General features: G+C 43.3%; 10 protein-coding genes. 2 read left to right on the forward strand and 8 right to left on the reverse strand.

Annotated elements, in window-relative coordinates:
* Positions 1-116 precede the first annotated feature (116 nt).
* Together IGI78_RS10735 and IGI78_RS10740 are read left to right on the forward strand one after the other, a co-directional pair.
* Positions 117-1,640: a response regulator transcription factor gene (locus tag IGI78_RS10735; protein ID WP_195264849.1), complete on the forward strand. Its 1,524-nt coding sequence runs from the start codon at positions 117-119 to the stop codon at positions 1,638-1,640.
* Positions 1,637-3,340, forward strand: a complete 1,704-nt coding sequence (locus IGI78_RS10740; protein ID WP_430618581.1) for a sensor histidine kinase — start codon at positions 1,637-1,639, stop codon at positions 3,338-3,340. The genes IGI78_RS10735 and IGI78_RS10740 overlap by 4 nt, the downstream gene beginning before the upstream one ends.
* Positions 3,341-3,446: 106 nt before the next feature.
* On the opposite strand, the gene IGI78_RS10745 is transcribed toward IGI78_RS10740, so the two are convergent.
* The 8 genes from IGI78_RS10745 to IGI78_RS10780 all read right to left on the reverse strand — a co-directional run bounded on the left by IGI78_RS10745 (position 3,447) and on the right by IGI78_RS10780 (position 13,577).
* Entirely contained in the window at positions 3,447-4,874 is a 1,428-nt protein-coding gene (locus IGI78_RS10745) for a 6-phospho-beta-glucosidase (protein ID WP_430618002.1), read from the reverse strand.
* Positions 4,875-4,890: 16 nt separating this feature from the next.
* Entirely contained in the window at positions 4,891-6,762 is a 1,872-nt protein-coding gene (locus IGI78_RS10750; RefSeq protein ID WP_325810954.1) for a beta-glucoside-specific PTS transporter subunit IIABC, read from the reverse strand.
* Between the two features lie 116 nt (positions 6,763-6,878).
* Positions 6,879-7,715, reverse strand: a complete 837-nt coding sequence (licT, locus tag IGI78_RS10755) for a BglG family transcription antiterminator LicT (protein WP_430618003.1) — start codon at positions 7,713-7,715, stop codon at positions 6,879-6,881.
* 228 nt (positions 7,716-7,943) lie between these two features.
* Positions 7,944-8,990, reverse strand: a complete 1,047-nt coding sequence (locus IGI78_RS10760; RefSeq protein WP_179190655.1) for a hypothetical protein — start codon at positions 8,988-8,990, stop codon at positions 7,944-7,946.
* Between the two features lie 241 nt (positions 8,991-9,231).
* The gene (locus IGI78_RS10765) at positions 9,232-10,047 is read right to left on the reverse strand and encodes a carbohydrate ABC transporter permease (RefSeq protein WP_430618004.1); all 816 of its coding nucleotides are present in this window, start codon (positions 10,045-10,047) and stop codon (positions 9,232-9,234) included.
* 21 nt (positions 10,048-10,068) lie between these two features.
* Entirely contained in the window at positions 10,069-10,953 is an 885-nt protein-coding gene (locus IGI78_RS10770; protein WP_156235441.1) for a carbohydrate ABC transporter permease, read from the reverse strand.
* Between the two features lie 30 nt (positions 10,954-10,983).
* Positions 10,984-12,294, reverse strand: a complete 1,311-nt coding sequence (locus IGI78_RS10775; RefSeq protein WP_430618005.1) for an ABC transporter substrate-binding protein — start codon at positions 12,292-12,294, stop codon at positions 10,984-10,986.
* A 170-nt stretch (positions 12,295-12,464) separates the two neighbouring features.
* Positions 12,465-13,577: an NADH-dependent flavin oxidoreductase gene (locus tag IGI78_RS10780; protein ID WP_086373150.1), complete on the reverse strand. Its 1,113-nt coding sequence runs from the start codon at positions 13,575-13,577 to the stop codon at positions 12,465-12,467.
* Positions 13,578-13,593: the final 16 nt, after the last annotated feature.

The raw sequence follows: 13,593 nt of genomic DNA on the forward strand, positions 1-13,593 counted from the left end.
ACCGTATTCAATGAATATGAAAGAGCTTACTAAATTTGTCCAAAAATAGAAAAAAGTTACAATACCTTTCTTTTTTGAAAGCGTTTATAATAAAGAAGAGATATAGGGGGGATACCATGACGATTTTACGCACGGTCTTAGTCGTTGATGATGAGGCAACGATCCGAGATGGATTAAAACATATGATACGTTGGGAGCAAGAAGGGTTCCGTCTCTTAGGCGATGCAGCGAACGGGCAAGAAGCATTGGCGCTGATCCATGAGCTGAATCCCGACATCGTGATCACGGATTTGAAAATGCCACAAATGGACGGCCTTCAACTCACAACGATCATTCAACAACAATATCCAGAAGTCCATTTTTTGGTCTTGAGCAGCTACGATGATTTCCAATACGTCAGTCAGTCTTTTAGAAATGGTGCCGTAGATTATCTTTTAAAACCGACACTGACACCGACACTCTTGTTGAAAACGCTACACAACATCTCACAAAAGCTGTCACATACAAAAGGCTCCGTGACTGAGGAGACGCAACTGCAAGAATCGTTGAATCGCTATTTAGCAGGGTATGAAGAACCGTTGGCTCCTTTGGCGGACTACCTTGCATTGGATCAGCCGCAACAGCAAGCCCAAATTTTGACCACCAATTTTAGCGGCTTTCGTGCCAATGATCAGCTGCTGCATGCGTTGACAGAATTTACTCAATCACAACCGCAGGTAAAGACGCTCTTTTTTCAAACCAGTAACAAAGATGCCGGCTTAGTGATCAGTTATCCAGAAGGAACGGATGTTTATTCCTCCTTGAAAGAAACATTGGAGCAATTGCGTTTTACCGAGCCAGATGCCTTCTTTACTCTCAGTGTGCCCTTTCGAAAGATTGAACAGTTACGGGATCATTTTGTGACCCTTAAAGCCAAAAGCCAAGGCCAATCGTTTTTTTATAAACGACAACGGCTGGTGCTAGAACAAGAACTCTTTTTGTACATTGAAAGTGATCGTTTTGATACCAAGAAGTTCTTACGGGCTTTGTTAGACAACAACTTTTTGCTAGGAATCACCAGAATCGAGGAATATTTCAATGACATGATCTTATCCAATGTCGATCCGACATTCTTAAAACAGCAGGCCAGCAGTATTTTTTACACGTTACTTTCCCGCTTGGAAGAAGAATTCCCCACTGCTCCACGCTTTAGCCGCTTAAAAGCTGAATTTTTGCATGCCATCGGTCACGTGCAGTATTTGGAAGATTTTTCTGATTTGTTGTTGGCGACCATTGATGATATTCGTCAACAGCTGACGACCTTATCACCATTGGATGAAGATGATCTACTCGTTGCGATCCAGCGCTTTATTCAAGACAACTACACCAAAAGCCTGTCTTTGTCTGAACTAGCTGAAACCTTTCACTTTAGTTACACCTATCTTTCGGCTTTTCTTTCTGCGAAACTGAAAATGAGCTTTTCTGAGTACGTAAAGAAAACCCGCTTGGATAAAGCCAAAGAACTACTGACACAATCTGATCTGAACCTATCTGAAATCAGTGAAGCGGTCGGGTATTCAGATATCAGCTATTTTTCTCGCATCTTTAAGAAAGAATGTCAGGTCACCCCATCGAAGTATCGGCGGTTGAATCAATTATGAAAATCAACCAATGGATTCAGAAAAATGAATTATTCAGTCGGATCTTCCTCTTTGTTGTCGTCGGGGTCATCAGTGTTTGTCTGCTAACCGTCATCGTGATCTATGGTCGTTCGAAAGATGCCTATGTTGCCTCGTACCAAAGCTCCAATCAGCTACTGCTGGAAAAAATCCAAGAAGATTATGAGCGTCTGAACGAGAATATCCATCGGATTTTTGATATCGTCGATGAAAGCAAAGCCGTTGAAACTTACTTAGAAGGCGACATGAATCAAGGCCGTACGATTTTAGAATTAAACGAGCAATTAAAAGACACTCGCTCTTTGTTTCAAGACATCCCCTCGAATTTAGTGTTGATTGGGGTCAACGGGGGCACTTTCTTTCAAAACGATGCGGTTCGCAATCAATCGGTGGATGAGTTTCTCGCCAGCGCCTTTGTTCAGCAGATCAATGACAATGACGCCATCAGTCAGTATTATTTCTTGGACCAAGGCTTAAGTACCTCCACCAGCGACTCCCCGGGCTTGATGTACGTGCGCAAATTAATGAAAGAAGAAACGATTTTCGGCTATGCCCTGATTTTCTTAAAGGAATCTGATTTTTCTTCGATCTATCGTCAACTCTTAGATACCAGTCTTCACTCGATCTATATCGTCAATGAGCAAAATCAAATTCTCTCCACTTCTGATCCGAGCCTTTTAGGCAAGCCGTTTGAGGATCGTCTCGTCACGGTCAAAAGAGATACTAGCATCAATCAGCTGCCCCTTTATTCGTATCACTTTACTTTTTATGATGTTTTGGATGAATCGCATCTGGTACGCAATATGAATCTGATCAAGCCAGCTCTGTTGATTTCTGTCGTCAGTATTTTACTCTTTAGTCTGCTGGCATTTTGGATCATCCGCAACATCACCCAACCGATTTACCAGCTGATCGCCAAACTGCCGGCGGTCACTCAAGGCGATTTCAGCGATAAAGTCACCATCAACGGGACGTATGAAACTCGAGAATTGGGGCGTGCCTATAACTTGATGCTGGAGGACTTGGAATCTTATGTCGATCATTTAATGGTCACAGAAGCTGAAAAACGCAAGTTCGAGATTCGTTCACTGCAAATGCAGATCCAACCGCATTTTGTCTATAACACATTGACCGCTATCAAGTTTTTGATCTGGCAAAACGAACAAGAAGCCGCCACCCAAGCGATTGAAAGCTTTGTGCAATTGTTACGGCACACCTTTAACCGCAAAGAGATCGTCCCTTTAAAGGATGAGCTAGCGATCGTGGAAGAATACCTCGTTTTAATGAACGTACGTTATGGCAATCGCATCCAATCGACGATTTTTTCAGAAGATGGCTGTGAAGATGTTTTCGTACCGAAGATGATATTACAACCGATTATCGAAAATGCCTACTTGCATGCCTTTCCCGAAGAGGATTCAGGATTGATCCAGATTTTTTCTCGCGTCAGTAAGGAAGGCCTGAAAATTGAGATCATCGATACGGGCATTGGGTTCAATGAAGAGCACCCAACCAGCACCGCCAACCACTTTGAACACTATTCGGGTATTGGCTTGGACAATATTGATCAGCGTATTAAGCTACTCTATGGGGAAAAATATGGATTGTCTGTAGAATCACGCATCAACGAAGGAACCACCGTTCGCTTGCTGTTGCCGATCCAGCGGGAGGAAGCAGAATAATTTCTTTCGTTAAATAAGAAAAACGCCAACAGAACCAGGCTGCTTCCATGAGCAGTTCTGTTCCGCTGGCGTTTCTTTCCTTAATGATAATCGTTAGTTAACTGGCTTAAGCCAAATCTTCTCCATTTGAGGCAATCACTTTTTTGTACCAATAAAAGGATTGCTTCTTGCTGCGGGCTAATGTGCCATTGCCTTCATTGTCGCGATCGACATAGATATAGCCATAGCGTTTCTTCATTTCTCCGGTTCCTGCTGAAACCAAATCGATACAGCCCCATGAAGTATAGCCCAGCAGTTCCACACCGTCTTGGTCAATCGCTTCTTTCATCGCTGCAATATGCGCACGTAGATAGTCGATGCGATACACATCATTGATTTTTCCATCTTCGTTTGGTGTATCCACCGCTCCTAGACCGTTTTCGACGATGAAAAGTGGTTTTTGGTAACGATCATAAAGATCATTCATCGTGATCCGCAAGCCAAGCGGATCAATCTGCCAGCCCCATTCCGACGCTTCTAAATACGGATTTTTAATGGTCGGGAACAAGTTGCCTTCCGTTTTCTCAACACCGGAATCTTCTGAAGCAGCGACCCGAGAGGCATAGTAAGAAAAGGAGATAAAATCGACGGTATGGGCTTTTAATAAAGCCGTATCTTCGGCGGTTCGTTCCAAAGTGATTCCTTTTTCCGCTAGCATCTTCAAACCATAATTTGGATATTCTCCTCGCGATTGCACATCGATAAAGAAATAGTTGCCGCGATCGCTTTTTTTGCTTTCCCAGACATCTTTCGGATTGCAGCTGTAAGGATAATAACTAGCCGCTGCCAGCATACAGCCTACTTTGTTTTCTGGATCGATCTCGTGGGCGATTTTTGTTGCCAACGCACTAGCGACTAACTCATGATGAGCAGCTTGATATTTGATTTGTTCTTCATTTTCGCCCTCAGCAAAGGTCAGCCCTGCACCGAGAAACGGGGCATGCAAGATCATATTGATTTCGTTAAAGGTCAGCCAGTACTTCACCAATCCTTTGTATCGAGTGAAGATCGCTCGACAAAGGTTTTCATAAAAGCTGATCATCTTACGGTTGCGCCAACCGCCATATTCTTTGATCAAATGGATCGGACAGTCAAAATGCGTGATCGTCACCAAGGGTTCGATTTGGTATTTGCGGCACTCTAAAAATAGTTCTTCATAAAAGCGCAAGCCTTCTTCATTAGGGGTTTCTTCGTCCCCCTTCGGAAAAATTCTTGACCAAGCAATCGATAAACGATAGGTTTTAAAGCCCATCTCCGCAAACAAGGCGATATCTTCTTTGAAATGATGGTACATATCGATCGCTTCTTTTGCCGGATAGAAATACCCTTCTTCAAAGGCAAGCATCTCACGCTTGCCGGTAATGACTGCTCGGCGGTCCTTGCCAGTCGGAATTACATCGACATTGGCAAGCCCACGCCCGTCTTGATCAAACCCGCCTTCACATTGATTAGCGGCTGTTGCGCCGCCCCATAAAAAGTTTTCTGGAAATCCCATGTCATATTCTCCTTTTTTAGCCGATCACTTTGATGATTTGATCGCCAAACGTGATCGGACCACTGTTTGCCGTCAAAATGTCCCCCACTTCTGCACTATTGGTGATAACGATCGGCGTGATCACTGGATAGCCTTTTTCTTTGATAAATTCAATATCAAACGTAATCAATGGATCCCCGACTGTCACTTTTTGCCCTTTTTCTACTTGATAGGCATAGCCTTCACCATTTAATTGCACTGTATCGATCCCCACGTGGATCAATAGTTCAATGCCTTCCTCACTAGTCAAGCCAATGGCATGTTTGGAATCAAAGACTGCAGTGACAGTCCCGTTGACTGGTGCTAGCACTTCCCCGTCGGTTGGCTCGATTGCCACCCCTTGTCCAAGAATTTCTTCTGAAAACATGCCGTCATTGACTGCTTGCAAGCTTTTTAGTTCCCCTTTTAAGGGTGCTTTGATCTCTGCGCCGCTGATTTGATGGGTTGGTTCTTGTTCTTTGTCTGCTGGTGTTGCTTCAGGTGCTTCTTCTGTGACAGGGTCTTTGTATAAGAATAATGTCGCAATAAATGTGACCACGATACTGATTGCGGCACCGATACAAGCATTGGTCAAATGACGTAAGGTGTCATCGCCGATATAGCTTGGCAAAGTCAACAGGCCTGGTGAACCGCCTGAGAAATTGCGGACACGCATGATCCCCATAAATAGACCACCAAATCCGCCACCGATCATTGCTGCATACAAGGGTGTTTTAAACCGCAAATTGACCCCATACAACGCCGGTTCAGTAATACCGAATAGCCCTGTCAGACCAGCAGAAAATGCCAATTGTTTGATCGTAGAATCTTTTGATTTGAAACCAACGCCGATAGCTGCAGCTCCCTGACTGACGTTTGAAGCCAGCATGCCAGGATAGATCACTGTGTCGTAGCCGGCAGTCATTCGATTATTGATTCCGATAGGCACTAACCCATAATGGGTACCAGTTGCCACGAACAATGGCGTGAAGGCACCAATCAGTAATGGAACGATCCATGGGCTGACCGTTTCTAAGGCTTGGATCCCTGCAGAGATCGCTTCACTGATCATGTAGCCTAGAGGGCCTAAAGCAACTAATGCGACTGTTCCTACGACGAAGATCGTTAGCAACGGTTTGCTAAAGAATTTGATTGCCTTTGGTGAGACTTTATCGGCAATCGGTTCAACGTAAGACATAAACCAAACACTCAAGATGATTGGGATAACCGATGATGAATAACTCACTGGTGAAATCGGTAAGCCGAACAAATGGATGCCGCCGCCTGACTCATTGACTGCTGTCACCATTGCGATAAAGTTCGGATGGAGTAAAATCCCCCCCACCATCATAGCTAAATACATATTGGCTTTGAATTTTTGTGCAGAAGAAGCAGCCAGCAAAATAGGCAAGAAGTAGAACGCCGCATCCGCCATAAAGTTTAGGATTTGGTAGCTTTGACTTTCTGCCGTCAAAACATTAAAGACCACCAGCAATGAAAGAACTGCTTTTAGCATCCCAGCTGCTGTGATAGCTGGCAAGATTGGGGTGAAGATCCCGGTGATCGTATCGATGACTTTTGCCACACGTCCGCGATCGTCTTCTGCTGTTTCTTGGTCACTGTTTAAATTGGTTTGGGCAGTGATTTCGTTGTAGACATTGCCAACATCACTGCCGATGATTACTTGGTATTGCCCACCTTTATTGACCACACCCATGATCCCTGGTGTATGTTTTAAAGTACTTTCTTGGGGTTTGCTGTCATCTTTCAAGTTGAAGCGCAAGCGTGTCGCACAATGGGTCAAGCTTTGGATATTTTCTTCCCCACCAACATTGGTGATGATCGTTTTTGCTAACTCTTTGTAATTCATGTCGTTCCTCCTATTTTTGTTTTTCGTCTGCTTTTTGTGTGTCAAACCATAAAAAAATACCTAAACAAACCCCTTGGGAGTTCATTTAGGTATAGCCTGCCAATCCAGTAACAATCCTAAGCACTTGTTATTCGTTTGATGTGTATAGTTAAATAGATCAATTCGTCTTCTTCTAACGGTCTACCGAATTCTTTGTTGATGTAGTCGCTGATTTTCAGTGCACACGCATATTCCTTCATGTAGCGGTCTTTCAACATAAAAATAAAACTGCTGGTTCCTGCATCATCGAGCTTTGTACCACTGAATAAGCGCTGGACAAAAAATTTCAAATGGGTCACAAAGCGTTCGTAGTTCAATGAATACTCATCAAGCTCCATTGAAAAATGATATTTGACGATGTTCAGGATATGCTGAATGATCTTCGCCATTTCCGATACTTGACTGACCTGCGCCATATCCAACTCCGCATTGACGATGTGTAGCGCAATGAAGCCGGCTTCATCTTCCGGCAGCTCGATTGCCAAGCGATTTTTGATGATCGATAACGCTTCTTTGCCAATGAGGTATTCATGGTTATAAAACCGCTTAATTTCCCATAGCAAGGCATTTTTGATTTCCATGCCGTTTTGATAGCGCTCGATAGCATAATTGATATGATCGGTCAGCGTCAGAAACAATTTTTCGCTCAACTTTTTCCCGAGGGAAACTTTTGCAAAACTGATGATCTCATTCGCTGCTTGAATATGTTCGATAGGGATAGAAGAAAGTAATTGGGTTAGTTTTGTGACATTCCACTCTTGCGTACTGAGATAGACTTTTTCAATCTTGGTATCGTCGATCGCATCGCCCGGCTTTTTCTTAAAGCCTAAGCCTTTGCCCATGACGACCAATTCTTGTTTTTCCTCATTCTCAGAAATCACAATGTTGTTATTGATCACTTTTGTTACGTTCATTTTAACGACCCTATTCTTCTTTAGATTTCTTCACACAAAAAAATAGGTATAGCCCGCCTAAAGCGGTAACAATCCTCAGAGCCAGTGTAGCATGAGAAAAATCACTCGTCAATGGGGATTTTTAACCGCTTGTTTTAAAAGCAGAAAACAGCGCTGCTGCCATTTGAGTCTTTGGCAGAACGCTGTTCACTGGTTTATGGATCACTAACTCTCTTTGTGAGAGATGAATTAGATACGATTTTCGTGGTCAGCAGTTTTGACTAAGTTTGCTCCCACCATACCACCGATTGACGTAAGAACGAGTCCTAAGACCATTGCCACAAAGCCCCAAATGGATGCTTTAGCTGTTGCATCACTTGCTTCTTCCGCTTTTTGACGAGCGTCTTCCACTGCTTGGTCAATGTCTTGTTTGGCTTGTTCAAGATTTTGTTGTGCGTTTTCGATTTGTTTTTGTGCTTCATCAGAAGCATCTTGTAAGCCGTTCACGATATTGTTCGTTGCTTCTTCCGCTTCTTGTTGGCTTAGATCTGTGTTTTGAGCCACTGCATTTGAGATTGCTTCTTTATCGACTGAATCACCGATCGTTGTAGCACGATCTTGCAATTTACTTGCTAAATCATCAATGATTTTATCAGCATCATTTGGATTCGTTGCAATGTCTTTGCCGGCATCTTTGATGTCGTTCGTCGCATCAGACAATTGATTTTGCAAGTAGTCAGGTTGCAATTCCGGAACATCGGTATCTTGTAAAACATCATTGACATTCGCTTGTAATTCATCTGTGTTGACGTCTTCCATGTTTCCTGTTATTTCATCGAAGGCTTTTGAAGCGACATCGCCAGCACCTGAGGCAACTGTTTCAACGCCACTGCCAACAGCAGAAGCAACGTTTCCTAAAAGTGAACCGACTACAGAAAATGCACCGATCGTTAAGTAAGAGAGCATAACCATCATCACGATCATACTGGTTGCCCATGTTAAGAAACCATGAACCAATCCAACACGTCGAGCCGCCACACCTGAAACAAAACCTGCACCGAATAATGCCAAGACAAAGGTAATGACTGTCCAAATCAATAATCCTGTACCCACACCATCTAATGGATTATTTGATGTTGGTTCCACCAAACCAAAACCGATTGCTGAGCCAATCATTGACAGTGTCATGAACAATGCGATAAATGTTACAACTCCTGCAAAGATAGACCCCCAAGACAAATTATAGCCTGCCTCCCGCTCATCTGAACCTAAATAATTTCTAAATCCTCTTTTCATCATTACATCCCCTTTTTGTTTTTTTAACCTGAATTAAGTCTAACAACTGATTGTTTTTTTATCAATCAACTCGACTTGCGCTATCTTTTTGTAAGAAAAATGAATGATTCTGAATTGTTTGACTATTTATTAAAATAATGCCTCTCAAGGCAATTGTTTTTTATCTGGGGAAAGCTATTTCATCCCCTACGTCAAGCCTTACCCAACCTTATGGAAAAGTAGCAAAGCTGGTTATTGATACTTATAGTTTCAAAGAACCGGTCATGCCTTTCACAAAACCTTTTTGCATAAACAAAAACAATACCAACGTTGGGATCGTTGCAATCACGATCGCCAGCATTTGAACGCCATAATTTGGTACGTAACTGGCTGACGATAAATTGGAAATCAGCAATGTCATGGTTTGACGACTTTCCGTTTGCAAAAAGACCAAGGGTAGTAAATAACTGTTCCATGCGTTCATAAAGGCGTAGATGGCAGCGGCAGCATAGGTCGAGCGCATCATAGGAAAAACGATCCGGAAAAATATCGTGTACTCTGTTGCCCCCTCGATGCGACTCGCATCTAAAATACCGTCAGGAAAAGACTTGAAGTTCTGGCGAAAAAAGAAAATCAGAAACAGGTTATTGACCAATGGCAAAATGACTGCCACGTGCTGATTGACTAGCTGCATTCCTGCCATCATTTTAAACAACGGGATCACCAAAGTTGCCAGTGGCACCATCATACATAACAGAAAAACCGCATAGATGCCTTCACTCGCCCGCGTTCGAAACTTCTCAAATCCAAAGGCAGCCAAAGAAGTGACCAGTAGACTGACGAGGACGGTGATCAATGAAATCTTGAGGGAATTCCACATGATCAATGGGATGTCGTAATTGCTGAACAGCACCTGAAAATTGCTTGCTAACTGATTCCCAAAAGTCAGCTTCCCTTCGGCAACTTGATTGGCGGTATTGGTAGAGCCCACCATCATCCAGTAAAACGGAAAAATCGAAAAAAATGAGACGATCAGTAAAAATCCATATTTTATGCATCCACCTAAAGTAACTTTCATAGCTGCTCCTTTCTATCGCTTTTATTGATTCGTTTTCGAGAGTTTCAACTGGATCACAGATAAAAGAGCGATGATGATCACTAAGACCCAAGAAAGCGTAGCCGAGTACCCAAAATTTGACGTATAGACAAAGGAGTGATTATAGATCAGTTGGGCGACAGTCAACGTCTCATTGGATGGGCCACCACCTGTTAGATTCACCACTTCATCAAAGAGCTGGATCGTCCCAATGGTGGAGGTGATGGTTGTGAAAACGATCACCGGCTTCAGTTGCGGGATCACTACGAAAAAGAACTTTTGAAACCCATTCGCTCCATCGATCGCAGCAGCTTCTAAGGTGTCATCCGAGATATTTTGCAATCCTGCCAAATAAAAAATCATGTTATAGCCTGTCCAACGCCAGCACAGGGCTATAATAACGGTCAGTTTTGCTAGAAGCGGATTATTTAGCCAATCTAGCGGTTGCGTGATCAAGCCAATGTTCAGCAGCCCTTGATTAACGATCCCGCCAATTTGAAACATCATTTTAAATAAAACTGCATAGGAAACCAGCGAGGTGACACAGGGTAGAAACAACGCTAATTTAAAGAAGGAGCGTCCTACAAGCTTCGGCGTGTTCAAAACAAACGCTAGCAGAAGACCCAACAACACCATGATCGGTACTTGAAAGATCAGAAAGATAAAATTATTGAGTAAAGCTTTTTGAAAAATCGTATCCTGCAGCATGCGTAGGTAATTGCCGAAGCCGACAAAAACCGATTGCAGTCCCTGCATCCGATGCAGGGAAAGGTATAAGGAATAGACGATGGGATACAGCAAAAAGACACTACTGAATACTAAAGAAAGGCCAATAAATCCCCAGACTTGTTGGTTTTTGGGGCGCTTTTTTCTGATCGTATTTTGCATATTCATCACTCCTTAAGTAACACAAGTCGGCTATTCGCCGACTTGCATCTTGTAGGTGTTTTCTGCTTCCGTCAACATGTCATCTAAGGACATGGCACCATCAAAATAGCTTTGCATTCCCCCACGCAAGGCATCCACTGCCGCTTGGGTATTTACCCCGTAATCAACGGCGGGGATGTCCGCCATCCAACTGGAGAAATCTTTATAGATTGGGGCGTCATTAAAGAAAGGATCTTCATATTGATAAGCTTCTCCTTCTTGTGAGGGTAGGTAAGTCCCCACTGCCCCATTTTCTACTAAAATCTCTTGATAGAATTCATCATTTCCAGCAAATTCTTGTTTGAGAAAATCAATGGCCAACGCTTTATTTGGTGAGTCATTGAGCACCAACCAGCTAGAACCACCCAAGTTCGAGTAAGGTGTCGCTCCAGACACTGTCTCTAATTGAGGAAGATTCGTATAGCCCCATTTTCCTTTTTGAACTTCTGCGGAGCGGATCGTCGCTGAAAACCAGATGGCTGAATTGACTGCTGCCACTTCTCCACTCGTCACTGCACCGATCCCTTCTGGCGCAAAATAATCTACTGGTTTTGCCAACTCTTTTTCTTCGATCGTCTTCAGGATCGGCAGCATTTCACGAATAGCAGGATTGTCTTTCAAAAATATGTTTCCGTCTTCATCAAAATACCATAATCCGGCTGACTGCATCGCCATCTGGATATAATGAGTGCCGCGATTTGGAATAAACGCAACGAACCATTTCCCCGTTTTTTCTTTGACTGTCTCACCAATCTCCACAAATTTGGACCAGGTTAGATTGGTGAGTTCACTTTCATCGATCCCCGCTTCACTTAAATAATCTTTGCGGTAGTAGAGTCCAGCAGAACCTGAATCAAAGGGAACCGCATAAATGCCTTCTTGATAGGTCGCATTCGTTACTTTGTAAGGAGCAAATTGGTCAAAGTCGATGTCTTCCGATAATTCTGCAAATTTTCCTTCGTAGTTCAGCAAATAGTTCTGCACATCATAGTCATCCATCAAAACGATGTCTGGCAAACCTTCGGAGACCCCTGAAGTAAAGGATGAAACCATTTTTTGCTTGGTATCCTCGTTGGACATCTCGACGACATTAAGGTCGATTGCATCATTGTCCGCATTGTAATATTCCCCCGCTTTTTCCATAATTGGAATATTAAAATTTGTGTCCCAAGCCCAAACAGTCAGCGTATTCTCATCTGTACTGGCAAAATCTTGTGAATCTGCTGTTTCTTGATTTCCTCCACAACCAGCGAACAACACCCCTGTGACAATTACTAGCAAAAACAAGCCACTTTTTTTCATTTTTCTCCCTCCAATATGATTCTCTCCTCATCCCCATCAGCATAAAAATAAAGCAAACGCTTACCATTACATCAATTATAAAGAATGATGTTCATAATTGAAAATAATCGGATCGTTCCTCTCCTTCTATCACAAAACCACCTTCGCCCAAGGCAAAGGTGGTTGTCTGCTTATTTTTCTTCATTTAGGCGATCTGGCATCATGTTTTCCATAAAACCCCAAACGCCGTTTTGTAATACGAGTTCCTCACGTTCGTATGTAGAAACCGTGGTGCGGATCAACTCATCTTGACCGTCTAAGACTTTTTGTCCCCAATGAGGATCGATCAACAATGCCCGGCCCACTGCAACAAAGTCTGCATGTTCTAGCAAGCCCGCGGCATCTTTCGATGTTCGGACATCCCCTACACCAATCAAAGGAACCCGCTGAGCGATTTTTTCATAGACATACGCCAACATCGATTTTTCTTGGTACGCTTTTGAAATCGATTTGCGGGTATAATCCGCAAGAGAGATGTGCAGATAGTCTAATCCTTTTTCTGCCAGTTGGTCCACTAAGAACAACGTATCTTCAAAGCGAATCCCTGGTTCTTCAAATTCTTCAGGTGAAAACCGATAACCGACGATAAACTCCTTCACACCTGATTGGTCCACTGTTTCCAGTACTTCATCGACGAGCTTCTCAATAAAACGATAACGGTTCTCTAGTGAGCCACCCCACTCATCGGACCGACGATTTGAGTGCGGAGAAAAGAATTGTTGGATCAAATACGTATTGGCTCCGTGGAGTTCAACGCCATCAAACCCCGCCTTGATCGCCCGTTCGGTAGCTTTTTTAAAGTTTTCAATAATCGTTAAAATCTCATCTACTGTGACTTCTCGGGGAACCTGGGCATTTGGTCGTTCGGCAGCAACTGCGCTAGCAGAAATCGGTTGTGTCCCTCGTAGGACCGAGTCATCCGTCATCCGACCGGCATGAAAAATCTGTAAAATGGCTTTGGTCCCATTGGTTTTGATGGTGCTGGCTAATTTACTTAATCCAGGTAAAAAGGCATCGTCGTAAGCGCCTAATTCCCCTTCCCAGCCCTTGCCATCTTCTTGGACATTGGCTGCCGCTGTGATGACTGCTCCGACTTCCCCAGAGCGTAAGCCATAGTAAGCCAACTCATCTTTCGTAATCACCCCATCAAAGAAGGACATCTTGGTCGTCATTGGTGCCATAATGATTCGATTTTTCAACTGCAATCCGCGCTTAAATGTTGCTTTGTCTGTTACATTTCGCATGGGTTTCCCACCTTTT

This window comes from Enterococcus sp. DIV1767, from assembly GCF_050542585.1.
Lineage (GTDB): Bacteria > Bacillota > Bacilli > Lactobacillales > Enterococcaceae > Enterococcus_D > Enterococcus_D innesii.